The 26,457-nt window shown below is 37.1% G+C and carries 22 protein-coding genes; 19 read left to right on the forward strand and 3 right to left on the reverse strand.

The features are described 5' to 3' along the window. Nucleotides 1–624: 624 nt before the first annotated feature. Entirely contained in the window at nucleotides 625–1,023 is a 399-nt protein-coding gene (locus CXF71_RS14725) for a response regulator (protein ID WP_101233710.1), read from the reverse strand. 3,372 nt (nucleotides 1,024–4,395) lie between these two features. On the opposite strand from CXF71_RS14725, the gene glnK reads away from it, so the two are divergent. Both glnK and CXF71_RS14745 read left to right on the forward strand, forming a co-directional pair. Continuing rightward, nucleotides 4,396–4,734, forward strand: coding sequence for a P-II family nitrogen regulator (glnK, locus tag CXF71_RS14740; RefSeq protein WP_101233712.1), 339 nt, complete (start codon nucleotides 4,396–4,398; stop codon nucleotides 4,732–4,734). A gap of 12 nt (nucleotides 4,735–4,746) precedes the next feature. Further along, nucleotides 4,747–6,027: an ammonium transporter gene (locus tag CXF71_RS14745; protein WP_101233713.1), complete on the forward strand. Its 1,281-nt coding sequence runs from the start codon at nucleotides 4,747–4,749 to the stop codon at nucleotides 6,025–6,027. Nucleotides 6,028–6,149: 122 nt separating this feature from the next. Here the strand turns inward: CXF71_RS14745 and CXF71_RS14750 are convergent, their stop codons facing one another. Next, complete coding sequence (locus CXF71_RS14750) at nucleotides 6,150–7,007, reverse strand: peptidylprolyl isomerase (protein ID WP_101233714.1); 858 nt, start codon at nucleotides 7,005–7,007, stop codon at nucleotides 6,150–6,152. A 192-nt stretch (nucleotides 7,008–7,199) separates the two neighbouring features. Between CXF71_RS14750 and CXF71_RS14755 the strand changes: the two genes are divergently transcribed. The 4 genes from CXF71_RS14755 (at nucleotide 7,200) to CXF71_RS14770 (ending at nucleotide 11,816) form a co-directional block, all read left to right on the forward strand. Further along, nucleotides 7,200–8,012 carry a lysophospholipid acyltransferase family protein gene (locus CXF71_RS14755; RefSeq protein WP_101233715.1) on the forward strand — a complete coding sequence of 271 codons (813 nt, stop codon included), beginning with the start codon at nucleotides 7,200–7,202 and terminating at the stop codon, nucleotides 8,010–8,012. 179 nt (nucleotides 8,013–8,191) lie between these two features. Beyond that, nucleotides 8,192–10,222: a 2,4-dienoyl-CoA reductase FMN-binding domain-containing protein gene (locus CXF71_RS14760; protein WP_101233716.1), complete on the forward strand. Its 2,031-nt coding sequence runs from the start codon at nucleotides 8,192–8,194 to the stop codon at nucleotides 10,220–10,222. 209 nt (nucleotides 10,223–10,431) lie between these two features. Then, a complete protein-coding gene (locus CXF71_RS14765) occupies nucleotides 10,432–10,827 on the forward strand; it encodes a hypothetical protein (RefSeq protein ID WP_101233717.1) in 396 nt (131 codons plus the stop codon). A gap of 134 nt (nucleotides 10,828–10,961) precedes the next feature. Then, complete coding sequence (locus CXF71_RS14770) at nucleotides 10,962–11,816, forward strand: multiheme c-type cytochrome (protein WP_101233718.1); 855 nt, start codon at nucleotides 10,962–10,964, stop codon at nucleotides 11,814–11,816. A gap of 203 nt (nucleotides 11,817–12,019) precedes the next feature. Here the strand turns inward: CXF71_RS14770 and CXF71_RS14775 are convergent, their stop codons facing one another. Beyond that, nucleotides 12,020–13,966, reverse strand: a complete 1,947-nt coding sequence (locus CXF71_RS14775) for a GGDEF domain-containing protein (RefSeq protein ID WP_157826773.1) — start codon at nucleotides 13,964–13,966, stop codon at nucleotides 12,020–12,022. A 334-nt stretch (nucleotides 13,967–14,300) separates the two neighbouring features. Between CXF71_RS14775 and CXF71_RS14780 the strand changes: the two genes are divergently transcribed. The 13 genes from CXF71_RS14780 (at nucleotide 14,301) to CXF71_RS14840 (ending at nucleotide 26,455) form a co-directional block, all read left to right on the forward strand. Continuing rightward, nucleotides 14,301–15,041: a beta-ketoacyl synthase chain length factor gene (locus tag CXF71_RS14780; protein WP_157826774.1), complete on the forward strand. Its 741-nt coding sequence runs from the start codon at nucleotides 14,301–14,303 to the stop codon at nucleotides 15,039–15,041. A 38-nt stretch (nucleotides 15,042–15,079) separates the two neighbouring features. Then, on the forward strand, nucleotides 15,080–15,337 hold the full coding sequence (locus tag CXF71_RS14785; RefSeq protein WP_101233721.1) for a phosphopantetheine-binding protein: 258 nt from the start codon (nucleotides 15,080–15,082) through the stop codon (nucleotides 15,335–15,337). Between the two features lie 12 nt (nucleotides 15,338–15,349). Next, nucleotides 15,350–15,592 (forward strand): acyl carrier protein, encoded by a 243-nt coding sequence (locus tag CXF71_RS14790; RefSeq protein WP_101233722.1) that lies wholly within the window; start codon nucleotides 15,350–15,352, stop codon nucleotides 15,590–15,592. Nucleotides 15,593–15,667: 75 nt separating this feature from the next. Then, complete coding sequence (locus CXF71_RS14795; RefSeq protein WP_101233723.1) at nucleotides 15,668–16,252, forward strand: hypothetical protein; 585 nt, start codon at nucleotides 15,668–15,670, stop codon at nucleotides 16,250–16,252. A gap of 79 nt (nucleotides 16,253–16,331) precedes the next feature. After that, the gene (locus CXF71_RS14800; protein WP_101233724.1) at nucleotides 16,332–17,735 is read left to right on the forward strand and encodes an AMP-binding protein; all 1,404 of its coding nucleotides are present in this window, start codon (nucleotides 16,332–16,334) and stop codon (nucleotides 17,733–17,735) included. Further along, the gene (locus tag CXF71_RS14805; RefSeq protein ID WP_101233725.1) at nucleotides 17,728–18,078 is read left to right on the forward strand and encodes an ApeI family dehydratase; all 351 of its coding nucleotides are present in this window, start codon (nucleotides 17,728–17,730) and stop codon (nucleotides 18,076–18,078) included. The genes CXF71_RS14800 and CXF71_RS14805 overlap by 8 nt, the downstream gene beginning before the upstream one ends. Beyond that, nucleotides 18,078–18,887 carry a glycosyltransferase family 2 protein gene (locus CXF71_RS14810; protein ID WP_232771502.1) on the forward strand — a complete coding sequence of 270 codons (810 nt, stop codon included), beginning with the start codon at nucleotides 18,078–18,080 and terminating at the stop codon, nucleotides 18,885–18,887. Before CXF71_RS14805 ends, CXF71_RS14810 begins: the two co-directional genes overlap by 1 nt. After that, a complete protein-coding gene (locus tag CXF71_RS14815; protein ID WP_101233726.1) occupies nucleotides 18,888–19,871 on the forward strand; it encodes an LpxL/LpxP family acyltransferase in 984 nt (327 codons plus the stop codon). Between the two features lie 25 nt (nucleotides 19,872–19,896). Continuing rightward, on the forward strand, nucleotides 19,897–21,456 hold the full coding sequence (locus CXF71_RS14820) for an HAL/PAL/TAL family ammonia-lyase (protein WP_101234205.1): 1,560 nt from the start codon (nucleotides 19,897–19,899) through the stop codon (nucleotides 21,454–21,456). Next, nucleotides 21,446–21,958, forward strand: coding sequence for an acyl-CoA thioesterase (locus tag CXF71_RS14825; RefSeq protein ID WP_101233727.1), 513 nt, complete (start codon nucleotides 21,446–21,448; stop codon nucleotides 21,956–21,958). Before CXF71_RS14820 ends, CXF71_RS14825 begins: the two co-directional genes overlap by 11 nt. Before the next feature lie 64 nt (nucleotides 21,959–22,022). Continuing rightward, a complete protein-coding gene (locus CXF71_RS14830) occupies nucleotides 22,023–22,682 on the forward strand; it encodes a hypothetical protein (RefSeq protein WP_157826775.1) in 660 nt (219 codons plus the stop codon). After that, the gene (locus CXF71_RS14835) at nucleotides 22,672–25,167 is read left to right on the forward strand and encodes a hypothetical protein (RefSeq protein WP_101233729.1); all 2,496 of its coding nucleotides are present in this window, start codon (nucleotides 22,672–22,674) and stop codon (nucleotides 25,165–25,167) included. Before CXF71_RS14830 ends, CXF71_RS14835 begins: the two co-directional genes overlap by 11 nt. Beyond that, a complete protein-coding gene (locus CXF71_RS14840; protein WP_101233730.1) occupies nucleotides 25,160–26,455 on the forward strand; it encodes an NAD(P)/FAD-dependent oxidoreductase in 1,296 nt (431 codons plus the stop codon). Before CXF71_RS14835 ends, CXF71_RS14840 begins: the two co-directional genes overlap by 8 nt. The last annotated feature ends 2 nt before the right edge of the window (nucleotides 26,456–26,457 follow it).

Consider the following 26,457-nt stretch of genomic DNA (forward strand, 5'->3'; position numbering starts at 1 on the left):
AGAAATTTAATCAAATTGGTATATACCCGTTCCATTTGAAGATGCTCGTTTCAGGAAATCTGAGCGAATCATAATCAAGGCATATTTTTTATTAATGGTTGCCTCCTTAAAAACAAATGTAACGATGTGTATGGTTTGCTCAGACTTCCCCAAAGGGCTGGTTTATAAACGCTTTATGCTGCGTTATTGATTTCCTCAATAGAATAACTATTCTCTTCAATCAATGCCTTGCTTAAAGGTGTTTATAATTCCAGCTGAATCCTGCATCTTCAGGTCGAACGGGTATAAATAGGTATTTGAACCGACGCACTAATTAAAGTGAATACTCACATTGAAAGCATTGTACTCTTTAGTGTTTTATTTACTTATGGTGTGACGCGATGATGACATCATTCTGGAAGAAATTTTAGAAACGCTTGAAGATGAAGGATTTAATACTCTTGCTACTAACAATGGTGCAGATGATAACATCACCAAACTTTTTAGCCCTTGGAAATTACTAGCTAGATGTCGCTAGGTTCTCCTGCGAACAAAGCTACACACTTTTATTACCGCTGAATACAGCACAATAATTTAGTTTAAATCTCTGTAAATGACGTATTGATACTGGTAGTTATGAGCGGTTTACTCAGGAGGGAGATATCCAGCATCTAAAATCTCCTGCAGCAGAAGCTCTAAATCCTCAAGTCGTATGGGCTTAGTAATACCTCCTATAATAATATTACCACTCGCTTTACCTAACATTTTTGCAACTTGAATGTATTTACCATCATGTCCACTAATTAGAATAATTGGGGTAAATCTATTTTGTAGGCCTACCCATTCTAGTAGTTCATTGCCATCCATTTCAGGCATGACAATGTCCATAACAATACCTACTGGATTAGTGGCAAGATATGTCTCCTGAAATTTCTTTGCACTCGTTTCAAATTTCACTTCAAAACCCATATCTTCAGCAAGCTCACATAGAGGTTCTTCCAAATCCCGGTCATCATCAACTACAAGAAGCAGTGGTTTAGTCATTATAATATCCTATTCATAGATAAATTAAATGTATACACTCAGAGCTCTTAAGTCAAAACAATGGAGGAGGATAGTTATATTTTTAATTAATTGTCGCATATCAAATATTATTATATCTATCGCAATGTCTAGTTACAGTCGATATTCAAATCAAACGACAGAATCCTATAATCTCAATCTTTACCCTCATAATTTTCTTAAATTAATACTCTAATTTGTGTGTAAATAGCATATAGGATTTGCCAAGGCAGGCATATCGTAAAATAAGGAATGATTTATTTTGAGCCCATCAAGAGAAAAACTACGAACGACTAGTTTTAGTCAAAACACGTCACACAGCCGAATATTAAATCTTGGCTAATATTCTTCTAAATAAGATCAAGGATTCACAAGAAATTAATGACTATATAGTGGCTACCAGTTGGCCTAAAGAAGAACCAGTAGCTAAAGTCAGAAATGCGCACACTAAGTGATAATCAATTCTATGGCGCAATGTGCCCCGAAGCGTCATAGAATTTAATACTTAAAATCATATTAATCTAATGTCCGCTTTGGTATTTTTTAATCAAATTAAAATTTTTGACTTTATAGATTCCTGATGAAATTTAGAACAACTATATTATCTACGCAGAGCTGATTTGTATCGGTTCAAATGTCGCTAGATAAGCCAAGGCTAAGGTCTTCTTTCGTATCAAAGTGATCCTTATAAACGATGATTTGGGTTCATGAAAAGGGTCGGCTTTGTGGTAACTATTGACCTAAAGAATAGCCAATAGCTAACGTCAACAAAGCGCACAAGGTAATCATTAAGGTTGTTGACTGAATATCAGACATTATGATCGAACAAAAAACCCATAAACTCTCATTTGTTTTGGCCCATCAAAATAAACATAATAATTTTCTGATGATTTGTGACGTTATGACTGTTTTTCTTAGTAGTTTTGACGCGAAAATCATAAATGATTTCACATGTCCACTTACAGGACTTATCAAGCCAGATAATCCATTCTCGAAATTTTCGAAGCTCTTCACGTGTGTGGAGGTGTCATAGAAAATGAGAATTGCGGAACACGTTGCGGATCAAAATATTATAGTGGCTGATTTGAAATAATTAAGCTAAATAATTGAGTGGCTCATAATAATAGTCTTAGCTGTTATTACATTATCCAAAACTGAATAACAAAAATTAGGCTTGATAACCTTAGCCTAATGCTAAAAATATTTACATACAAATTCGATCATGATTTATCCTCCGTTTACTTAAAAGTTGAAATTATGAAGTAAACGAAAGATAAACTATTCACCAAAAAAATGTTGAATCTGAACCGCTAAAAACTTATAGTGGCTTTGCATACATTTGTCATCTTTCGATTTACTTCGATTATGTTGACTTTAAAAAACCTTAAGCGCCTGAGAAACTCTTAAGGTTTTTTTGTGCCTAAAATCGGCCTGTTTACTTTCCTTAGAACAACGAAATTTAGGCTTAATGCGAATCAAGTTAAGAGAGTTACGCTCGTATAATAATCTTAAGTAGTCCTTTGAACCCGAAAAGTATTTGCCCAATTGATTTGTATATTAATAACTTTCTATTTGAGGTTTATGTACCCAGCTTTAAGATAACTACATAAATAAACAAGCATAAAAAAGCCACTCAATAAATTGAATGGCTTTTTAATTATGAAGTCTTAGTTGCTATTACATCATCCAGAACGTAATAATAAAACTTGATAGATTTAGCTTGATGCTAAAATATTTACATGTAAATTCAATCATGGTTATCCTCCTTTACTTCAAAGTGAAGTAAACGAAAGAGAAACTGTTCAAAAAAAGTGAACATGTACCACTAAAAAATTATCGTGGCTTGCATACATTTGTCATCTTTCGATTTACTTCGGTTATGTTTATTTAAAAAGCCTTTGCGCCTGAGAAACTCTTAAGCTTTTTATAATTCTATATATTAGCCATTTGGTATATATAGGTTTTTTTATAATTCTAGACACAAGATAGTGAGGTTTGACCTGTTTTGCAAGAGATAAAATAAGTTGATCTTTGTCTTTATTTTAGCCATGTTTTAAGGGGTAGTGATGACTAACCTAGTAAGACTATTTGATTTTGGAATTTACTAAAAGCAACGATTATTTTATTTATTTTAACGCTAATTATTTTTATAAATTATTTTTGGTCAATATATATTTTCGCTATAGCAAATTAACATAAATTAAATAAAACTCATATTTTACAGTTGGTTATTATTACTAGCTAAGTGCAGAGCAATGTATAAACAACTTGATTGTTTATACAACAATTATTTTACTCCTATCTGAACCATCGAATTTACTAAGTTTTGAACTTTATGAACAAGTAAAGGTAGTTATTTTTAAAGCTTACGACAGCGCAATATATAATTAACACACAGTGAGTCAGCTAACTTATGATTTCCTGTCATTGAATACACCTATTATCATACCCACCATTAGTAATAACAATACAGATATAATATATCTAAAACGTCCCTATTTTTCGTGGAAGTGGTGAAGGGCGAATAAACTTATCATTGTCTAATATACCGCCACCACAACCGACATCAATAACCTACTTATCATAAAGACAGTTAATTTGATGTAATGGTTTAAAGTCACCAGTTAAATCCCACCATTAGCTATCAACTTATTAAAATTTCAACTTTCTCTTCATTTACGTTAAGAGATTGGGTTGACATGCATTCACTACAATTTAATCCATGTGCTTCTGCCTGCCCCCCCCCTATAATTTAAGGTTAATAAACTGCTCACATGTGGATCGTCACAAATAATGAGAAACTCGTCACCGGATGAGAAAATTTAATTGTGAATTGATCACCATAAATCTGATCCGCAATATAGTAAAAGAAGACGTAATCCCCACATCTAATCCTATTTATATTTGATTGCTCAGCTTCTGTAGGCTAACTCTATATTTTATTAACGGCTCTTTTACAGAATTTAACTATGCCGGACAAAATTCAGAAGTAAACTGGAACCCACACATATGAACCTATATATACGTAATCGTCTAGTGCGATTATTATCAGTCTGTATATACCAACACATATAGACCCTTGAATTTTATTTAACTATTTAAGCCTCAAAAAATTATCCTGTTATTATTAATTCTCATGTTGCCGTGAATTCTCAACTTAAGTGGCGGTGATCAACACCACATTGCACCAGATGATCTCAGTCGGGTGCTTTTATGCACGTTCTTGGTGCGATTAAAGTAATTATAAATTTTAGCATCTGCTTAAGTTGTTAATTTATATCGTAAATTCATGTTGGCATATGAATTGTATTATCTGGTTATCAGAAAGATAAAAACTATAACTAGAGGTTAACCATGAAATTAATTAGCGCAATCATAAAACCATTTAAATTAGATGATGTCAGAGAGGCTATTTCTGAAATAGGCGTCGAAGGTATCACTGTCAGTGAAGTGAAAGGTTTTGGCCGTCAAAAAGGGCATACCGAATTATACCGCGGCGCTGAATACCAAGTCGATTTCCTACCTAAGGTAAAGTTAGAAATTGCGGTTAATGAAGACCTTGTTGAACGTTTAGTTGAAACCATTACTAAAGCGGCTTACACCGGGAAAATTGGTGACGGTAAGATTTTTGTTTATAACCTAGAGCAAGCTATCCGTATTCGTACGGGTGAGCTAGATTCTGAAGCACTTTAAAGGAGAATGATTATGGAACAAAATATATTTCAATTACAGTACGCTTTAGATACCTTTTATTTTCTTATTTGTGGTGCTTTGGTTATGTGGATGGCTGCGGGCTTCTCAATGCTTGAAGCTGGCTTGGTACGAGCTAAAAACACTACCGAAATTTTGACGAAAAACGTCGCGTTATATGCAATCGCTTGCATCATGTATCTTATCGTCGGTTACGATATTATGTACGGCGGTGGTATTTTCTTAAATGGTATAGCGCTTGACGGTGCTAGTGATGCAGAAGCACTTGTTGGTGCTGTATTAGCTGAATCTGCTGAAGCCGGCTTTGATGGTGGTGCGGTTTATTCAAACGCTTCTGATTTCTTCTTCCAAGTAGTTTTTGTTGCAACGGCGATGTCGATTGTTTCAGGTGCTGTTGCAGAACGTATGAAATTATGGGCTTTCTTAGCATTTACCGTGGTATTAACTGGCTTTATCTATCCGATGGAAGGTAGCTGGACTTGGAACGGTGAGGCAGTCTTTGGTTTGTATACGTTAGGTGACTTAGGGTTCTCAGATTTTGCTGGTTCAGGTATTGTTCATATGGCTGGTGCTTCTGCAGCATTAGCGGGTGTTTTATTACTTGGCGCTCGTAAAGGAAAATACGGTAAAGACGGCAAAGTTAATGCCATTCCAGGTGCTAACTTACCAATGGCAACATTAGGTACCTTTATTTTATGGATGGGTTGGTTTGGTTTTAATGGTGGTTCAGTGTTAAAACTTGCTGACATTAATAGTGCTAACTCAGTAGCTATGGTGTTTTTAAATACCAACGCAGCAGCTGCAGCAGGTGCAATTTCAGCACTTATCTTCGCTAAAATACTATTCAAAAAAGCAGATTTAACCATGACATTAAACGGTGCTTTAGCAGGTTTAGTAGCGATTACTGCTGAGCCTTCGACACCATCACCATTACAAGCAACAATCTTTGGTGCTATCGCTGGCGTTATTGTAGTGATGTCCATTTTAGCATTAGACAAAATTAAAATTGATGATCCTGTAGGTGCTATCTCTGTACACGGTGTTGTTGGCTTCTTTGGTTTGATGATTGTGCCAATCACTAACTCAGCCTCTAGCTTCAGTGGTCAGCTCATTGGTGCAGCAACTATCTTTGTTTGGGTATTTGGTACTAGTTTTGTTGTTTGGTTTGCTCTGAAGAAGATTATCGGTATTCGAGTTAGTGCTGAAGAAGAGTATGAAGGTGTTGATATCTCTGATTGTGGTATGGAAGCTTACCCAGAGTTCACACGAGGTTAGTACTTCAAAGGTTAATAATATTCGAAGTTAGAAGATTAATACTGATAGCTAAGAATTAAACAAAAAAAGCAGCGAAATCACTAGATGATACGCTGCTTTTTTATTGACTTTTTTTGCTTAACTTAACGCTTTAAAATACGTTTTCGTGTTGATACTAGCGCTAACATAACAATTGAAAACCAAGCAATAGAACCACCATCGCTTTCTTCAGCTTCCTTTAAATATTTATTAGCATCACTTGGGAAAGCATCAGCTATGTCTATCACGCCATCACCATCACTATCAGGTTCTTTTGATTTTAATGGGATTAAGTCGCTGTCAGTTACTTTTGTATTATCAAAAATACCTACGTATTCAATAACAACAAAATTTTCCATGCCAGGCGCACTCATATCACCACATGTTTGACTGTTATCCATCACCATAGGAATGCCTTCTAGGCCTTCAGATGTACATAGCGTAAGTAGGGTTATATTTTCTATAATATCCATACCGCTAATTACTTGGCCAAAAACGGTAAAACCACCATTTTGTCTATCTAAGTTGTCGCTATTATCTTTTAAGTTAAAAAACCATTGGTTGGTAGCACTATGAACATTGTTGCCTTTTTTCGCCATGGCGATGGTGCCTTGGACATTAGAATAAACTGGCTCGTTTATTACAGGGGCATCAGAAACTAAAGCGGTTAAAGGCCATTCACCAGTAAATTCAAAGCCACCGCCTTGAACAATAAAGTCAGGAACAGCACGATGTATTACTGAATTAGTATAATGCCCTTCATTTAAATAGTTGAGGAAATTTTTCACCGTCTCAGGTGTCGTTGTATCAAACAAGTTAACTTTAATACTTTCTGTACTGAGTGATGTTTTAATTTCAACAATAGTAGCATTAGCTGTGTTGGCAAGGGTTAAACTTGCAGTCGCTATACCGATAAGAGAAAGAAGCGTTCGGGTATTTTTCTTTGTTATTTGATTAAACATGGACAACCTAGTTTTGCGGTAAATGGTTTTATATTATGTCTCATAGTAAATGCTGTAATCGGCGTTAACAAGTAGCAGTTACACTTTAGTAACTTCGATTAAAAGAATAACTTTATCTGTTGCTAGGTTAGTGCTGGTGATAGTGATAATATCGGAACATAATTATAAGAAATACTCTGCAGTAAATACCTTATGTTCAAATCTTTAAATCATCTTTGGCGGATTGTAGCAACAGGCTTTTGTTTCGCATTTTTTGGTCTAGGTGGCGTATTTTTATCCTTTTTTATTTTCCCTTTGCAAAAACTATTTATTAACGATGTAGCTAAGCAAAAAAAAATAGCGCGTAAAACTGTTCATTATATTTTTAAATTCTTTATCGGTATGATGGCTTTTACTGGCGTTTTTAGTTTTGACTTGGTCAGGGCTAAAAAGTTAAGTAAAATCAATGGTCAGTTGGTGCTTGCTAACCATCCATCATTGATAGATGTTGTGGTACTCATATCAATAATTCCTAATGCTGATTGTGTAGTCAAAGCGCATTTATTTACTAATCCCTTTTTACGTCGAGTTTTTAAAAATACCGGTTATATCAGTAATGCTGAGCCTGAAGGGCTATTGATTGATTGTAAAAAATCTATAGCTGCTGGTAATAACTTGATAATTTTTCCTGAAGGAACGCGCACTAAACCAGGACAAGACATTAAATTCCAACGCGGTGCTGCTAATATTGCTTTACGCTGTTTATCGGATAATGCACATCTCACTAATCAAGAATCCGGTATAAGTACTGTGCTCATTCAAGTCAAACCGACCACATTAACCAAATCAGAGCCTTGGTATAAAGTACCAGCATATAAGGCACAATTTAGTGCTGAGTTAATTGATAATTCGCTGAGACCACCAAGTTTTGATAGTACGTTTGATAGCAATAATATCAGCAAGCAAGTACGTCAGTATAATCAAAGACTGGAAAGTTTTTTTGTTGAGGCCATTGCCAAAAGTTAATTGTGGGCAAGTGTTGAGTCTGAATTAGCTAATAATAAATGTAGCTCTTAGCAAGTAGAACAAGATGATTTTTTTGCAAGAAAAACTCATTTTTGCTAGTCTAGCGCTAATTTTCTGTCTGTTGTAATCCAGTTTAGCTCTTAGGTGTTCGCCAATTTAACTAGGTTATTGAGTATGTTATGTCCTTTCCCCATTTATTAAAGCCACTCGCCTTAGCAAACATCGTACTTAAAAATCGTGTGGTGATGGGCTCTATGCATACTAGCTTAGAAGAAACCGATCAAGGTTTTGTTAGAGTTGCTGCTTTTTATCGTGAACGCGCAAAAGGTGGTGTCGGCTTGATTATCACCGGAGGAATATCACCTAACCAAAGTGGTATTGTTGCGCCAGATAGAGCTATTATGCAACAGCAAAGTGATGTTAAAGATCATCAAGTGATCACTGATGCCGTACATGAATTTGACTGTAAAATTTGTATGCAAATTCTCCATGCCGGTCGTTATGGTTATCACGCTAATCAAGTTGCGCCATCAGCTATTCAAGCACCTATCAGCTTATACGCACCTCGCGCGTTAACCGTTAATGAAATAGAAAACCAAATTCATGATTTTGTACAAAGTGCCGTTCTTGCTAAACAAGCTGGCTATGACGGTGTTGAAATTATGGGCTCAGAAGGTTATCTCATTAACCAATTTATTGTTAAAGCAACGAACGAGCGCACAGATAATTGGGGGGGCAGCTTTGAAAACCGTATTCGTTTCGCACTAGAAATAGTTAAACGCACCCGTGCAGCAGTGGGTAATGGCTTTTTATTAATTTTCCGTTTATCCATGATTGACTTAATTGAGCAAGGTAGCTCAGCAAAAGAAGTGATCACTTTAGCTAAATTGCTAGAGCACCATAGCGTAAATATTATTAATACCGGTATTGGCTGGCATGAATCGAGAGTGCCAACCATTGCTGCTTCTGTGCCCAGTGGTTTATTTGTGCCGTTAAGTGAAAATATTAAACAACATATTAGTATTCCGGTGATCACCAGTAATCGCATCAACACGCCAGAGCAAGCGGAGCAAATAATTGCCAATAATCAAGCTGACTTAGTTTCAATGGCTCGGCCTTTTTTAGCTGATAGTAATTTCGTTAACAAGGCCATGGCGGGAAAATCAGATGAAATTAATACCTGCATTGCCTGTAATCAAGGCTGTTTAGATAAAATATTTGTTCGCAAAACAGCTTCATGTTTGGTTAATCCAAGAGCCTGTAATGAAACTACCCTGAATTTTACTGCGGCTAAACAGGTGAAAAAATTAGCTGTGGTTGGCGCTGGGCCTGCAGGATTAGCCTTTGCAAAATATGCGGCACAACGTGGTCATCAAGTTACCCTTTTTGAAGCCAATGATAAAATTGGTGGTCAATTTAACTTAGCGAGTAAAGTGCCTGGCAAAGAAGAGTTTTTACATACCTTACGTTATTTCAAAGCGATTCTACCTAAGTTAGGGGTCGAAATTAAGTTAAATGTTCGTGTTAGCAGTAGTGATTTAGCAGATTACGATGAAGTTGTTTTAGCCACAGGTGTACGTGCTAGAGTGCCTGATATTCCTGGTTTAGTCGAGGGGATAAATAGCGGTAAAGTACTAAGTTATCAAGATGTATTGCTGAGTAAAAAACAAGTGGGTCAACATGTCGCTATTATCGGGGGTGGTGGTATCGGCTTTGATGTTGCGCTTTTCCTCGTAAATGAGACTGGCGATCCAAGCAATAGAGCACCAAGCATCGAAAATAAATTTATGCAAGAATGGGGCATTGACCTCTCCCTTAAACAAGCTGGTGGTTTAACGGAAAAAGCTATTGAGCCAGCGTTGCGTACCATTACTATGTTACAACGGCGCTTACGAAAACCAGGGGCTGATTTAGGGAAAACCACTGGCTGGATTCATCGCCAGCATTTGAAAAATAAAAAAGTGAAAATGACCGTTGGTGTGACTTATGAAAAGATAGACCAGCAAGGTTTACATCTTTTAGTGCGCGGTAAACCTAGATTATTAGTAGTTGATCATATTATTAACTGCACAGGCCAGCTTGAAGAAAATAGCTTGGCTGAGACGATTACCGATAAGCCTTGTCATTTAATTGGTGGCGCTAAAAACGCCAGTAGTGTTGATGCTGAACGCGCTATTTTAGAGGCGGCGCAATTAGCGCAAGTTATATAATTAACGGGTCTTAGTTAACAGAAGACAATGAATGATAATAAAAAATTACTTAAGTTAGTAACTCTGAAAAATGCATTATCAAGGAGCTTGGGTATAATACCAAGCCCACTAGCTAACTATTGGTCAATCAAACGCGCTAACCTTGTTTAGGTATTTAAAATCGTTACAATAGCGCCAATTTATTAGAATAATTTTAACTTAGGATTAAAATGAAAAATATCATATTAGTAAGCATGCTAGTGCTTTCATTATTTTTATCGAATATTGCTAAAGCAGACGTAAAGCTGGGTGTCGCGCTTGATATGGATTTAAGTCTTGTTGCTCAAATCGATCGCTATAATATTGTCTTAGGTGATAGTGGTTTTGCGGTTGATTACTTGGTTAAAAAAGGACGATTTGATAACACAACACCATTGTCTTGGTATTTTGCTGGCGGCGGTTGGGCTGGCTGGGATCATGGTTTTGGAGTACGTGCGCCAGTGGGAGTTTCTTGGTACTTTGCAAAGGGCTGGGATTTATATGGACAAGTACAACCCGTAGCTGATTTTGATGATGACTTTAAATTCAGTGTGGATGCCGCAATTGGTGTGCGTTTCGCCTTCTAATTTATTTAACCTACCTTGGTTAACGTGTCGATGAAATAAAAGAGCTTTAAGGCTCTTTTTTTATGCCAAATCAATAACCATTAATTTTATTTGAAATACACTGATACTCATTAAACCAAACAGAGTGCTTAGATATGCGTTGGCGTTATTTCATTATTTTACAAGCTATTATCCTGTTAGTAGTATCAGGACTCGTTTATAAGCATCAAGATAAAGTTAAGTTAGTTAAAAAACCGCCAACTGAATTGGCACAATGGTATAAACCTGAAAATAAGCGTCAAGTTTGGCTGCATAATATGTTTAAACTGCGCCGTGAAATGCAGGCTGTAGCATTTTATGCAGAAACAAAAAATGCAGAGTATTTACAAAAGTGGGTGGTGCAGCTGGATAAGCACTACTTTAAAATTGCTGAAATGGTGCCAAATTGGCAAAAAAAATTAGCAGTGAGTACTATGGCGGATTTGAGTAATGCTAGTGACAAAAAAGATTTCTCTTCAGTATTAGTTCAGCATAAAGTTTTGCAGGAAAGTTGTGATTCTTGCCATGATGACTATCAAGCCCTTACGGCTTTGACTTATAGAACACCAGATTTTTCAAAAATTCAGATCACTCCCCAACTTAGCTTTGTTAATCACATGGATACACTAACAAGACAAATCAATCAAATAAAAATATCAGCGCAAGATGGTAATAAATCACTGGCATTAACTTCATTAGCTGAGCTCAATCATGGAATGAATACGCTTGGTGAAACTTGTGTTGATTGTCATAAAAAAGATCGCAAGCCTTACCCTAATGAAGCGATGAAAAAAACATTGAGTAGTTTAAATGAGTCATTAGAGTCAGGTACAGCGAAACAACAGGGGCGAGATCTTGGTACTTTAGCCGTCTTAGCGTGTGCACGTTGTCATGGTACACATCGCATTGCGTATGGAGCGAAACAAAAGCTAGTTAAAGAGGAGAGTTTTAGCGATTTGATAAAACATTAAATAAATAGTACGAGTCATCATTTTAATTACTCCCAATCCAAGTTACCGTAATTCCCGAGTTGTCTTATCGGGATCTATTATATTAATTGTTTGGTAATCTGATTTTGGCTTAAATAACCGTTGACAATGCAAGGCCTTATTGGCTCTGAACTTTTCAGCATATTGGTGAGGTGATGTTGATAAGTAAGGGATATTTTATTTAATCAACTCGCTAGCGATATACGATTTCTACCGTTATTTTTAGCTTGGTATAAAGCAATATCCGCTTCATGAAATATTTGATTAAAGTTTGGCTGATTTTGGGCTAACTGAGATATACCAAAACTTGCCGAGATATTGACTACCTGAGTACCCAGAGTAATATCTTTGGTCTCAATCGCTTTTCTGATTCGTTCTGCGATTTCATAGGCCTGTTTTGAAGAGGTGTTTGGCAGTATGACTAAAAACTCTTCGCCACCAATTCGACCTAATATGTCGTTTTTTCTAACATATTCATTAGCTATACTGGCAATATCCTTCAACGCAATATCCCCCGCGGGATGGCCATAGGTATCATTAATTTTTTTAAAATGATCAATATCGAAAATGATAATGGCAAAGTTTTGTTTATACTTCTTGGCTTGAGCTAACATGCTTTCAGCATAGATAAAGGTGCAACGACGGTTAGCTAGTTCAGTTAGCATATCGGTATTGGCTAGTTTGTGTAGTCTTTCACTATTTATACGTTGTCGGTAAATAAAGAATATTAAACCAAGAGCGAGTAGGGAAATGACAACGGTAAGTAATGTTTGTAATTTCTGTTGTTGGGCCGCGCTTTCAAGTTCCGCCTTATCTAATAGTTTATCGCGCTCAAGTAGTTGGTTTTTTAACAGTGCTTGGTCGGTATCAAACATCACTTTATATTTGGAACGTACTTTTTCTCGTTCGTTATTTTGATAGCTGCGAAACAACTTACGCGCTTCTTTTTGGTATTGATAAGCGTTTTGGTAGTCTTGGTGAAATACTGCGATATCAGCCTTTAGATCTAATATTTGAATGTACCAAGAGAGCACGGTTTCTTTTTCTAAGGGAGATAAAATAGCTTCGGCTTGTTTTATATTCTGCTGAGCTAATACAATATCTTTGTCAGAGAAAGCAATTAATGCGCTGAGAAATAAGTCATCAATTTGAGCAAAGGGGCTATCAGAGTAGGCGTGTACTTTTTGGTATAAAGAAAAGTAATGACGTGCCTTATTATTGTCTTTTTTCCGCTGGTAAGCTTTAGCTAAACCTAAGTAAGCGACGTCTATTAGATTCTCTTGACCTTCTAACTGTGATAGCTCTATAACGCGTTGATAGGTGTTAATCGCATTATCGAATTCTTTCATTGCCATATAATTTCTGGCTAAGGTATTTTGAGCAAATAGTTCGTCAAAATAATATTCATGTTGGTTGAAGTAATCAATGGCTTCTTTTGCCAAGCTAATCGCTTTTTCATCGTCATGAATATAGGAGTATGCGCTAGACATTTGTATTTTTAAATAAGCTAGCTCTAATTCGTCACCTAACTCTTTTAGGTGTAAATAGGCTTGATGAAAATATTTTATTGCCTCACTGTCGTTATGGTTACCAGAGTACCAGATGGCTATTGAACTATAAGACTCAGCGAGTAATTTTTTATTCTCTGTGGCTTTTGCATTCTTTTCTGCTTGTAAATATAAATCCATTGCTTGCTTTGATTTACCTAATTCATCAAGAACACCACCATGAATAAGCAATAATGAAATGCCCTCACTACTGCTTAAATCGGGAGATAATGCATAGAACTGATCGATATGTTTTAGGCTTTCTGCAATATTTCCTAAGTAATATTGATATGCCGCTAGCCGAGAAATTAATGCCGATTTTGCCGATGACGTTAATTTATTGTTGTGCAGGTTAAATAAGTCTTGAGTAAATTCAAGTGCTAGAGCCGGATTTTTATCATTAAGTTTGTCTGCTTTAGCAAGAGATTCTTGCAGCCAAGCAGGGTGAACGGTTAATGCAAAAGATTGCACGCTAATAAAAAACATAAAAACGAGTAGAAAAACTAACGTCAAATAGGATTGGTTAGTGGGGCTATACCTAGGGAACACGGCAATCTTATTAAGCATATCTAGATTTCTAATCATTATTACTCTCATCTTTAATAATGCTTTGTGTTGTTTAAATTTACAAGTAAATAAAGCTTACTTTAAGTGTAGTTTAACTTAAGAGAGATATATTTTTCTTTCTTGTTAATCTGGAGCCATTTTCGACCATGAATTTCTCTGAATGATGGTGTTTTTTTCATGTTTTTTAGCGAGGGTAATGTAAGTTAAATGCACGAATTTAGCTTTAATGGTGAGTAAAGTTGCGGAATATGCATTTATCTTTCACTAAAAGTGGCTTTTAACTTGAATAGGTATGCATGCTTAGGTAAAATTCTGAGCCATATTTTATCACGGTTTTAAAGAGTGCTTTAGCGTGGATTTTACCATTAAACAGTGTGTTGCTTGGGGAGGAGGTTTAACCACTATCCAAGATTGGCAAAGCTATGCTCAAGGTGAAATTTCACTGAGTGATGCGCAAGAATTACCACCGTTGAAGCAAATACCTGCAATGCAGCGTCGTCGCTTAAGTCCTTTTGCTAAATTGGCCTTACATTGTGCGTTAAGTGCTGCTGATGAGTGTATAACTACTGTGCCAAGTGTTTTTGCTTCTCGCCATGGAGACCTTATTAAAACTAATAAGCTGATTAATGATGTCGCCGCGAAAGAAGACTTATCACCAACACTGTTTGGCTTGTCTGTTCATAATGCGGTAGGTGGTTTGTTTAGTATTTATACGGGTAATAAAGCGCCGTTAACGGCAATTTCTGCAGGTGAAGATACCTTTTTTACCGCTATAATTGATGCTTTATGTAAGCTTTCAGCTAATGAGTACTCGCAAGTATTAGTGGTTTTCACCGAAATATTGGTACCTGAAATATACAAAAAATATGTTGCTCAAGATGAGGTCGCTATAGCCTGTGCACTTTTATTAGCACCTGCAGGGCAGGGTGATGAAGTCTATTCATTAACTTTGCAAGCTAATGAAGACCATCAGCAAATAGAAAATAAGCGCATGCAGGTTTTAGATTTTTTAAATTTTTATTACAGTAACAGTAAACAAGTTAATGTTAAAAGTAAGCGTCATTCATGGCAATTGAATCGAGCCGTAAGCTAGTCACATTAACTTAAAGTTGTTAAAGGAATTGTTGGAAAATGAATAATTTAAGTGAAGAAGTAAAGCAGTTAATTATTGAGACCTTAGATCTCGAAGACATAGAGCCGGCAGATATTGATGATGAAGATGCTCTTTTTGTTGATGGTTTAGGGTTGGACTCAATTGATGCCTTAGAGCTAGGTGTGGCAATCAAAAAAGCCTATGAAGTAAAGATAGATAATAATTCTGATGATAGTAAAAAACACTTTTATTCAGTAAAAACCTTATGTGAATTTATTGCGGCGAGTCGTACTTAAGTGAGTAATGCAATGACAAATGAACAACTATTTACCATGCTTAGTAATATTTTAGAAGAAGCTTTTGAAGTGGAAGCTGAAGATATAACGCTCGAAGCAAATTTGTATGAAGATCTTGATTTAGACAGTATTGATGCCGTTGATCTTGTGGTTAAGTTAAGAGAGCAAACGGGTAAAAAAATCGAACCAGATGATTTTAAACAAGTCCGTACTGTTGAAGATGTCATCGTTGCGATCAAAAAATTATTAGATTAAATGCTCGCTAAACCGCTAACTATAACAATGCGTTAGCGGTAATCTTGCCTATTTGAAACACTCTAGTTAAAAATTATGAAAAACGCGTTACTGGCTCTTTTGCTCATAACCTATCCTGTCGCGGTATATTTCGGCTTACAATATATCGAACCTGGTATTCTTGCCGCATTTTTTGCCATCCTTTTTATTGTACGACATCTCAACTCTCCCGGTAAACGCGTTACAATTCCTCATGCAAATATTGTCTTAGTTACCGTATTATCGCTACTCACTTTTAGTATGGTTGCTAATTCAGCGCTTGCACTAAAATTTTACCCTGTCGTAATGAGTCTGAGCTTTTTAGCTATTTTCGGTTACTCCTTATATAAACCACCGAGTGTTGTTGAAATTATTGCTCGTTTACGTGAGGAACTTGATGAGCACGGTGTCGCTTATACTCGGCGAGTAACGCAAGTTTGGTGTGGATTTTTTATACTTAATGCGCTTATTGCTACGGGCACTATTTTTCATGAAAATGAACAAGTATGGCTCGTTTATAATGGCTTGATTTCTTATGTATTAATGGGCTTATTGATGGCAGGAGAGTTTGGAGTACGTTTTGTGGTAACAAAGCGTAATTTAGCGAATAAAACCAGTAAATCAATAGATAGATGTAAATGACTTTTAGCAAAATAATCATATAATCATATAATCAATTATTTAATAAATCACTTTTAATCGTTAAAAAAATTAGCCAAATATGAAGTTTCCAAAGCAATCATCACATTTTATCGAACAAGGTGTCAGCTTTTCTCTGTGGCAGCAGCAAGTCATTTATTTGAAAGATAAATTTAGTGAGCAACCACAAAAAACTTGGTTGCTTTTTTGTCAGGATAGTTATCTTTTTTCTCTCTATTTTTTTGCTTTAGTTGCTGCCAATAAACGCATTGTTTTACCACCTAATGGTCAACCTTTGCAGCTTGAGCAATGTATGGTTCATGCCGACATTTTTTTAGGGGATCGTAATGAATCGCAAAACCCTGATAATAGAGACTTAGTTGATGAATATCCTTATTTTGATATTAGCGCCTTAAATGACTTATTAACTCATAATACCGATACCGCTATAAATGATGTAAACCTAGTACTTAACCCTGAGAGTGATATTGTTTTTTTTACTTCAGGCTCAAGCGGACAAGCTAAAGCAATTTATAAAAAATTTAATCAACTCATTATTGAAGTTGAGCAATTAGAAAAAACATTCTCCAAGCAGTTAGATAATGGTGATAGTGATGCTGCATTGGTGATGGCGACAGTCTCGCATCAACATATTTATGGTCTGTTGTTTAAATTATTATGGCCTTTGTGGTCAGGACGAGATCTGTATCTACAAGCCTTTGCTTACCCTGAACATTTAGTGCAAAAAATTAAGCAACTACCTAATCGTGATATCTGTTTAATCTCAAGTCCTGCGTACTACCACCGCTTACTCAACGATAATGTCTTGGCTGAAGTTCGTGATCAGTTACACATGTTGTTTTCTTCAGGGGGTCCACTTAACGCAGCGGCATCTGTTGCCTTGTATAGTGAATTAAATATCAGACCAATAGAAGTCTTTGGTAGTACAGAAACGGGTGGTATTGCTTGGCGACAGCGTGTCTCACTTGATGATGAAAGCTGGCAAGTGTTTAGTGAAATACAATGCCTTGCTGATTCTGAAACGCAGCGGCTTGCTATATTATCCCCTTATGTTGATAACCAGCAATGGTATCAAACCGATGACAGAGTTGAGTTAATCGATAAACAAAGATTTAAACTCTTAGGTAGGGCTGATAGAATTGTCAAAATTGAAGAAAAACGCTGCTCATTAGATGAGTTAGGCGCACGCTTAACTGAGCACGAATGGATTGCACAAGCTTATGTACTTGTTCACGACCAAGCAGATAAAAGACGCTGCTTAGCCGTCGTTGCTGAGTTGTCTAGTGCAGGCGAAATCGCTTTTTCTGAAGACAAAAAATTTAATTTCGACCGTCAATTAAAAGCGTATCTTAAACAATATTTTGAAGCGATTGTTGTGCCTAGAAAATTTAGATACCTTGAACAATTACCCTACAACAGCCAGGGTAAATTGAATAAAAAATACTTGGAGAGTTTGTTTGACTGATTTTGTTTATCAAGCGGAGCTTGAGTTAATTGAGCATAGTAGTAACCGTGTTGAGTTGAACTTAACTATTCCTGAAAATTTATATTACTTTCAAGGTCATTTCTCCGAAGCACCAATTCTTCCCGGAGTGACTCAGCTTGATTGGGTGATGAACTATTTAGCGCAATATTTTGCTATCGACATCAGCACACTTGTTAGTGTTGATGCATTAAAATTTCAGCACATTGTTAGACCGGGTTATCAAGTTAACTTAACGCTTGAAAAAATAAAGCCAAATAAATATAGCTTTAGTTATCTCTCTGATCATGGTCAACATGCCTCAGGCAAAGTGGTTTTCGCTTAATGACTAAAATGACGCAAGTAGTTGAACAAACGGTAACTCAGCAACAGGGAAAAACATTAGCATACGGTTTTGTTATTCCTAATTACAATCACCACTTGGTTATAGCTGACACGATTAAAGCGTTAGTGGTTTTTGGTTTACCTATTATCTTGGTCGATGACGGTAGCAATGACGATACTCAGCAAGTGTTAGCGGCTATTGATACAAACTTTCATCAAGTTATCCTTATTCGCAGAGCACAAAATGGTGGTAAAGGCGCTGCAGTAAAAACAGGTTTAACTGCCGCCTATCAAGCGGGTTGGAGTCATGCATTACAAGTGGATGCCGATGGACAGCACGATCTTAGTGATGTTGACCGAATGCTTAAGTTATCACTTGCCAATCCGCAGGCTTTATTAAGCGGTCAGCCAATTTATGATGACAGTATTTCAAAAGGCCGTTATTACGGGCGTTTTATTACCCATTTTTGGGTTTATATTGAAACACTCTCAATCGATATTAAAGATTCAATGTGCGGCTTTCGTGTTTATCCGTTAGCGGCATATCATCAGCTTACCCAATCGAGCCATTTAGGGAATAAAATGGACTTTGATATTGAGGTGATGGTGAAGTTACATTGGCAAGGTGTGCCTATGCATTTTGTCAAAACGAAAGTACTTTATCCTGAAAATGGTCTGTCTCATTTTAATGTTTTTGATGACAATGTGTTAATTTCATTGATGCATACCCGATTGTTCTTTGGCATGTTATGGCGCTTACCGAGAATTATATTTAGAAAATTCACGGATCAGCCTACGGTAAGTAATTAAATGAAAAAGCAACAGCATTGGTCAAAAGTGACTGAACGTGGCTCTATGTTCGGCATTGAAACCTTAATATTTATTTACAAAATCTTTGGTAAAGGTCTATTCAAAGTATGTCTTACACCAGTGATGTTTTATTTTTATCTAACAGGTCGTAGTGCAAGGCAGGCTGTTTGGTATTATTTAGATAATTATCATGTCTGCCAGGGACAAGCTAAAAAAACAGGTTTAGCTAAATTTAATGAGGGCTTTAAAGTATTCTTCTCCTTTGGTTTATCCATTATTGATAAATTTGATGCGTGGCTTGGAAAGGTCAGTATTGACGATATAGATATTGTTGGTGATGAGGGTTATAAAATGCTCTCTTCGGGTAATAAAGGCGCGGTGATTTTTAGTGCTCATTTAGGTAACATGGAAGTATGTCGTGCTATTTTTAGCCATGGCGACAATAAAAAGCCGCTGAATGTCATTACTTATAACGAGCATACCCCTTCATTTAATAACTTCTTAAAAAAAGTTAATGCTGAGTCGGCCATTAACTTTATTCACATTAATAACTTTGGTCCAGATGATAGCATCAAGCTAAAGCAGAAAATTGAAGATGGTGAAGTGGTGGTTATTTTTGCCGATAGAACGTCTGTCAACAATCCCAATTCCGTTAGTTTCGCACCATTTTTAGGGGAAGACGCTCCCTTTGCTGTAGGACCTTTTGCCTTAGCCACCATTATGGACTGTCCCGTATTTACTATTTTCTGTCTTAAAGAAAAAGGTCGTTATCGGACCTACATCGAAAAACTCGCCGACCCTGTTAAGGTAAAGCGTAAAGAAAGACAGCAATATTTTAATGACTTAACTAAGCGTTTTGCACAACGTTTAGAAAAACATGTTCTGTTAGCCCCATATCAGTGGTATAACTTTTTTAATTTTTGGCAAACAGTGGCTAAGCCTGCAGAGCTGCCGCAAGAAAAGCCTAATACAAACAATGAATAATTTGGCTGATGAAGCCAAAATGGAGATGTACGTGAGTAAAGCACCGCAAAATAAGCTTGTATTTGGTTATGGTCGTTTGACTATCGAAGATATTGTTAGCGTAGTGAAAGATGATGCCAAAGTAAGCTTAAGTGATGATGCCCATTTTCATGAAAAAGTAGATAAAGGTGTAGCATTTTTAGATAAACTTCTTAGAGAAGAAGGCCACATTTACGGTGTAACCACAGGTTATGGTGATTCTTGTACTGTAGAAGTGCCTATGTCGCTAGTCGACGAGCTTCCGATACATTTAACCCGTTTTCACGGTTGTGGTTTAGGACGATTCTTTACCATAGAACAAGGTAAAATGATTTTAGCGACACGTTTAGCTTCCTTATCTCAGGGATTCTCAGGCGTAAGTTGGGATTTACTTAATTTACTCGTCGAATTAGTAAACCGAGAAATAGTCCCTGTGATCCCAGAAGAAGGCTCTGTTGGGGCTAGTGGCGATTTAACACCACTTTCTTATGTTGCAGGCACGCTTATTGGCGAACGTGATACTTACTATAAAGGTGAAATCGTCAACTCTGCGCAAGCATTTGAACAAGAAGGTTTAAAACCAATCAAGCTAAGACCTAAAGAAGGGTTAGCTATTATGAACGGTACCGCTGTTATGACAGCACTTGCTTGTCAAGCCTTCGACCGTGGCCAATATGCCAGTAAATTAATGACACGTATTACCGCCTTATCAAGTTTGGCTTTGAAAGGTAATAGTCATCACTTTGACGACATTTTATTTAGCGTTAAACCCCACCCGGGACAAATAGAAGTTGCTCGACGTATTCAAAATGATTTAAACCATCATGAGCATCCTCGTAACTCTCATCGTTTACAAGATAGATATTCGATTCGTTGTGCACCCCATGTTATTGGCGTACTCGAAGATAGCTTGCCTTGGTTACGTAGCATGATTGAAAACGAATTAAATTCTGCTAACGATAATCCAATTATTGATGGTATTGGTGAACATGTTTTACATGGTGGACACTTCTACGGTGGTCACATTGCCATGGCAATGGATTCGATGAAAAACTGTATCGCGAACTTAGCTGATTTGGCTGATAGACAAATAGCGACGTTAGTTGATGTGAAAATGAATCATGGTTTGCCATCTAACCTAAGCGCAGCGACAGCAGAACGTCGCTATATTAATCACGGCTTTAAAGCGATTCAAATTGGTTGTTCAGCGTGGACTGCTGAAGCATTGAAATTAACGATGCCGGCAAGTGTGTTTTCGCGCTCTACTGAATGTCATAACCAAGATAAAGTAAGCATGGGTACCATAGCGGCTCGTGATTGTTTACGTATATTAGAACTAACCGAGCAAGTACTTGCGGCAACGTTATTAGCCAGTGTGCAAGGCATACGTATCCGTATCATTAATGGTGAAATAGATGAAAAATCACTTACACCAGATATTCGCGACATGTTAAATGATATCAGCGGATTCTTTGAATTACTTGAAGAAGATCGCCCAACAGATAAACTACTTAGACAAACTATTAGTTATATTCAATCACAACGTTGGTCGCTATATGACGCCTAATGAACAGGGCAATACCTCAAGCAAAACATTAAGCCAAGCAGCAAGTATTGTCTTGGGAAAAACGGCTGAAAAGGCTTTGATATCAAGTTATATTGATATTAAAGTACCCTTTTATGATGTTGATTCTATGCGTATTGTTTGGCATGGGCATTATGTGAAATACCTTGAAGATGCCCGTTGTGTATTACTTGATAAATTAAGTTATAACTACCTGAGCATGGAAGAGTCAGGTTATATTTGGCCTATTGTTGATATGCGTCTTAAGTATGTAGCTTCGGCTAAGTTTGCCAATAATATTCGGGTTTATGCTTTCTTGGTTGAATATGAATCGAGAATGAAAATTGCTTATGAAATTTATGATTTAGCCACAGGAAAGGTGCTTAATAAGGCACATACCATACAAGTTGCTGTCGATATAAAGTCAGAAGAAATGCAATTTGAAAGCCCTGATGTTTTTATTAATAAAGTAATCGCGCAGCTAAACAAAGAAGCAACAAAGTGAGTAAGTTTTTATGATGCAGCTCGGTCGGTTTTTGCCTTTAATAGTGTGGTTATGGCTTAGTTTCATGCCTGCGCAGTCATATGCCCAATCAGTGGTTAAAGAAGTCAGTACTGATGAGCTCCAAACGGATAGCGAAGTAAAGGTCAAACCCTCAAAAGAGATTGTTGATCTACTTAAAAAGTTGGCTGTTAATCAAGGCAAGGGCCAATTTACTCAGCAAAAACACTTTAGCTTTATGTCAGTGCCTATAACCTCAATGGGATACTTTATTGTTAAAGGTGAGTCTGCATTATGGCAAACACAGCAACCAGTATTTTCTGCATTATTGCTAACCCCTGACGCTATTTATCGTCGTTTATCCCTTGATGAAAATTATCAATTACTCACCGATAGTGCCGAGTTTTCAGCAATCTTATCGACTATTTTTACTGGAAAAGTCAATACAGATGACTGGCAGCTGAAGAGCCGCGCAAAAGCTAGTTGTCTAGAGTTAACGCCTAAGTCGGGGCAACTTAAACAGTTATTCAGGCAAGTAGATTTATGCTTAGTTAATGAAGCTACCGAATCTAGCAGCCCGCAACAGCAAAGACAGATCACCTTAACGGACAGTAAAGGCGATAAAACCGTTATCACTATGACGTTAAGTCAGGATGCGTTCATTGCCAGTGATCTCGAAGCACTTAAGCGGTCAACAAGTCAAAGTGGAACAATGAATGCTCGCTAAGTTGCCGACACTTAGCACTGCCACCAAAGCCATTTTATGGACAGTACAATTTTTACTGGTACTTTTTTTACTGATACTTAGTCAATTTAATAGCACTAATTTCTTAGGCTCGCCGCTGAAGATCAATGCCGATTTAACTTCACTTTTTGATAGCTCTCTTGCTAGTGATAGTAGCGATAATGATGTAGTGGTTCAAAAACAGGTGACTGAGCAAATCTCCCAAGCAGCCAGTAAGAGCAACATTGTGCTCGTTGGCGCTTCACGTCTTGATATTGCAATTAAACAGGCTGACTTATTTGCTAAAAAGCTAAGCAGTTTGCCTTTGGTTTCATCTGTACAAGTTAACTTTTCAAAGATGGCGCAATTGAGCGATATCAGTAACGACTACTTACCCTTTAAACAGCAATTGCTTAGCCAAGAAATGAGGCGACTGCTAACCGAAGGATCTAACGAAGAACTTTTTAGTTATCAATTTTCTTTGTTGAATCAAGTGGCAAACCAAACCGTCAGCTTAACCATTGAACAAGCGCCACACCTAGCGTTAGCTGATTATCTATCTCGTCCTATGTTTGGTAGCTCTGCACTTAGTTTTAAAAATGAACATTTGGTCAGTCAATTTCAAAATAAGCACTATGTTTTAGTTTCTTTTAGTACTGACAGTGATGGTATAAATATCAATACGTCTCAGCAATTTGTCAGCCAGTTTAAAAAAATCATAGGTCAAAAAGCTCTTAACGAGAAAAATCTAACCGAGCAAGCCCTAGGCCAGAATAGCTTAGACCAGCAAGCTATAGCCGATGATAAAGTAGAGTATCTGTACACTGGTGCTATTTTTTATACCAGTAAAGCCAGTAGCACTGGGCAAGGTGAAATGATGTTATATGGTGGCATTTCGTTATTTGCTACCTTGTTACTCATCGCTTTAGTCTATCGTAATATTACCGCTATGTTGGCCACGTTCACGCTCATTGGCATTAGTTTTGTTTATGGTTATTTAGCGCTATCGTTGTTTTATGCGCAAATCAGTGTCATTGCGCTTATATTTTCCGTTACCCTTATTGGTATTGCTGCGGATTACAGTTTTCATGCGTTAACACAATTAAAGTTCACCCAATTTACGTCAAGTACTCATAAGCAACCACTGGCCATTATTCGGTCCTCTTTACTGATGAGTTACCTAACTACGGGAGCTGGTTATTCTTTGTTACTCTTAGCGCCATTTGCCTTGTTTCAACATATTGCTGTCTTTACTTTGTTTGGCTTATTGGGCGCTCTGATCACGGTGTTACTGTTATATCCTTTATTTTTACCGCTACTTAAAAGCAACAATGAAAATAATACGGCTATCCCTTCATTCGCTAAAAGACTAAACAAACTGCAACAACGCTTTGTCGCTATAGTGGCTCATTATAAAATTTTCGCTATTACTCTCTTTGCTGGCGCTATGCTAGCAATGACCTTAGTAGAGTTTGATAATGATATCCGCCGTTACTACACCGCAGATGCACAATTACAAGCCAGTGAAACAAAAGTCAAAGCGGTATTAAAGCAAAAGTGGGATTTACAATACTTTTTACTGCAAGCCAATTCATCGCAATCACTCCTCGTTTTAGAAGAGGAGTTAGTCACTAAGCTAACGCCGATAGTGAAGCAAGCGCAGTTAGCTGGCTTTTCCGCCGTGAGTCAATGGTTACCCTCAATAGCAAAGCAAGAGTCTAACAAACTTTTGCTGAGCCAAGCTATCGAGCAGGGTAAAATGGCGAATTTGCAAAGCATGTTAATTCAAGGTGATTGGCAATTTGAGCAAACATTTACGCCATTATTACCCGCAGACTGGCTAGAAAGTCACTTGGGTAAAATGTATAAAAATCAGTGGCTACAACGTGATAATGCCTTTTTCTCTGTTGTACGCTTAGCGGGTGTGAAAAATACGGCTGTATTAACCGACATCGCTGCGCAAATGGACATTGAACAAAGCACTGCAGGGCAAGTGATCTTAATTGATAAAGCTGGCAGTATCTCAGCGCAACTGACCCAATTTAGTCAACACCTTATTTGGGTGATATTGGCCGCTGTGGTTGCCGCTTTACTGGTGTTTATCACCCGTTATGGCTTGCCAGTCGCACTATTAGCAGTAGCAACACCGGTGTTTTCATTAATGCTAGCTTTATTATTTAGCTTTTATTTACAAGAACAGTTAACCATATTTAATTTAGTTGCGGGTATTTTGATTTTAGCGTTAGGACTTGATTATTCTGTGTTTTATGCAGAACATGGATTACATAAAAAAGTGACTTTAACTACTGTAATGTCGGCATTAAGCTCGGTATTTGTGTTTGCTATTTTAATGCTTAGTAGTATGACCGCGATAAGCAGTTTTGGCTTAACGGTATTTATTGGCGTGTTTTTTACCTTCATTTTAGCGCCAATTGTTACTCTCGCAAACGGACAGTCGAAGATTAATAAGGGAATGATTCATGAGTAAAGCCAATATGTTCGATATTACTATTATCGGTGCGGGTCCATCGGGTGCCATTGCCGCTAGTTTGTTAATGCAAAAGGGTTGGTCGGTGTGTATTCTTGAACGTGAGCACTTCCCACGTTTTTCTATTGGCGAAAGCTTATTACCGCACTGTATGGAAATGATTGAGCAAGCCAATATGCTTGATGCGCTATTAGCTAATGCCGAAAAATTGGGTTTTCAATTTAAAAATGGTGCGGCCTTTCATCGCGATGGTGATGATTGTCATTTTGACTTCACCAAAAAATTTACTCAAGGTACAGGTACTACTTTTCAAGTTAAGCGTGCTGATTTTGACAAGCTACTCGCTGATGAAGCACAAAAGCAAGGCGCCGAAATTCGCTATGGTCATAGTGTAACTGCCTTTGAATCAACTAAAAAAGGTACTTCGCTGTCGGTGAAAGGGCCGGAAGGGGATTATCAGATTAATGCCCAATTTACTCTAGATGCCAGTGGTTTTGGTCGCGTATTACCGCGACTCTTAAAGCTAGAAAAAGATAGCGTGTTAACCAATAGAAAAGCCATATTCACCCATTTTAAAGATAACATCGCTCAAACATCGATTGGGGAAAACTTCGATCGTAATAAAATATTAATCACAGTGCATCCTACTAAAGCGGATGTTTGGTATTGGCTAATACCCTTTAGTGATGGCACAGCAAGTATTGGTGTTGTTGGTGAAGATCATTACTTTAATGACACCAAGCAAACCGATCTGACTAGCGAGCAATTAGCGGTAACACTTTTGCAGTATATTAATGAAGATGCCAACCTAGCAAAATTACTCGCTAAAGCAGAGATCATTGCGCCAGTACGAACTATTGGTGGTTACTCTGCCAATGTCAGTTCTTTGCATGGTGAAAATTTTGCTTTATTAGGCAATGCTGGTGAGTTTCTCGACCCAGTATTTTCGTCAGGTGTTACTATTGCTATGCATTCAGCCATGTTAGCGGCAGAAGTAGTAGATCAACAATTATCCAATAAAACAGTAGATTGGGATAATGATTACAGCTTACCTTTATCTAAAGGTATTGAAACGTTTAAGCACTTTGTTATGTCTTGGTATGATACTAGCTTGCAAGACGTTATATTTTTCTCTGATGAAGACACCGATATTAAACCTATGATTTGCTCAATATTAGCGGGTTATGCTTGGGATGAAAAAAATCCTTATGTGAGTAATACTAAACGTCGTTTAAATGTATTGGCAGAAATATGCCAAGATGAACAAACTACCGTCGTGGCAAAATAGAG

The organism is Colwellia sp. 12G3 (genome assembly GCF_002836775.1).
Lineage (GTDB): Bacteria > Pseudomonadota > Gammaproteobacteria > Enterobacterales > Alteromonadaceae > Colwellia.

Excerpts from the sequence above, each read along its gene's own strand:
- CXF71_RS14725 (WP_101233710.1), bottom strand. The coding sequence starts at position 1,023 with ATGACTAAACCACTGCTTCTTGTAGTTGATGATGACCGGGATTTGGAA.
- glnK (WP_101233712.1), top strand. The coding sequence starts at position 4,396 with ATGAAATTAATTAGCGCAATCATAAAACCATTTAAATTAGATGATGTC.
- CXF71_RS14745 (WP_101233713.1), top strand. The coding sequence starts at position 4,747 with ATGGAACAAAATATATTTCAATTACAGTACGCTTTAGATACCTTTTAT.
- CXF71_RS14750 (WP_101233714.1), bottom strand. The coding sequence starts at position 7,007 with ATGTTTAATCAAATAACAAAGAAAAATACCCGAACGCTTCTTTCTCTT.
- CXF71_RS14755 (WP_101233715.1), top strand. The coding sequence starts at position 7,200 with ATGTTCAAATCTTTAAATCATCTTTGGCGGATTGTAGCAACAGGCTTT.
- CXF71_RS14760 (WP_101233716.1), top strand. The coding sequence starts at position 8,192 with ATGTCCTTTCCCCATTTATTAAAGCCACTCGCCTTAGCAAACATCGTA.
- CXF71_RS14765 (WP_101233717.1), top strand. The coding sequence starts at position 10,432 with ATGAAAAATATCATATTAGTAAGCATGCTAGTGCTTTCATTATTTTTA.
- CXF71_RS14770 (WP_101233718.1), top strand. The coding sequence starts at position 10,962 with ATGCGTTGGCGTTATTTCATTATTTTACAAGCTATTATCCTGTTAGTA.
- CXF71_RS14775 (WP_157826773.1), bottom strand. The coding sequence starts at position 13,966 with ATGATTAGAAATCTAGATATGCTTAATAAGATTGCCGTGTTCCCTAGG.
- CXF71_RS14785 (WP_101233721.1), top strand. The coding sequence starts at position 15,080 with ATGAATAATTTAAGTGAAGAAGTAAAGCAGTTAATTATTGAGACCTTA.
- CXF71_RS14790 (WP_101233722.1), top strand. The coding sequence starts at position 15,350 with ATGACAAATGAACAACTATTTACCATGCTTAGTAATATTTTAGAAGAA.
- CXF71_RS14795 (WP_101233723.1), top strand. The coding sequence starts at position 15,668 with ATGAAAAACGCGTTACTGGCTCTTTTGCTCATAACCTATCCTGTCGCG.
- CXF71_RS14800 (WP_101233724.1), top strand. The coding sequence starts at position 16,332 with ATGAAGTTTCCAAAGCAATCATCACATTTTATCGAACAAGGTGTCAGC.
- CXF71_RS14810 (WP_232771502.1), top strand. The coding sequence starts at position 18,078 with ATGACTAAAATGACGCAAGTAGTTGAACAAACGGTAACTCAGCAACAG.
- CXF71_RS14815 (WP_101233726.1), top strand. The coding sequence starts at position 18,888 with ATGAAAAAGCAACAGCATTGGTCAAAAGTGACTGAACGTGGCTCTATG.
- CXF71_RS14820 (WP_101234205.1), top strand. The coding sequence starts at position 19,897 with ATGTACGTGAGTAAAGCACCGCAAAATAAGCTTGTATTTGGTTATGGT.
- CXF71_RS14825 (WP_101233727.1), top strand. The coding sequence starts at position 21,446 with ATGACGCCTAATGAACAGGGCAATACCTCAAGCAAAACATTAAGCCAA.
- CXF71_RS14830 (WP_157826775.1), top strand. The coding sequence starts at position 22,023 with ATGCCTGCGCAGTCATATGCCCAATCAGTGGTTAAAGAAGTCAGTACT.
- CXF71_RS14835 (WP_101233729.1), top strand. The coding sequence starts at position 22,672 with ATGCTCGCTAAGTTGCCGACACTTAGCACTGCCACCAAAGCCATTTTA.
- CXF71_RS14840 (WP_101233730.1), top strand. The coding sequence starts at position 25,160 with ATGAGTAAAGCCAATATGTTCGATATTACTATTATCGGTGCGGGTCCA.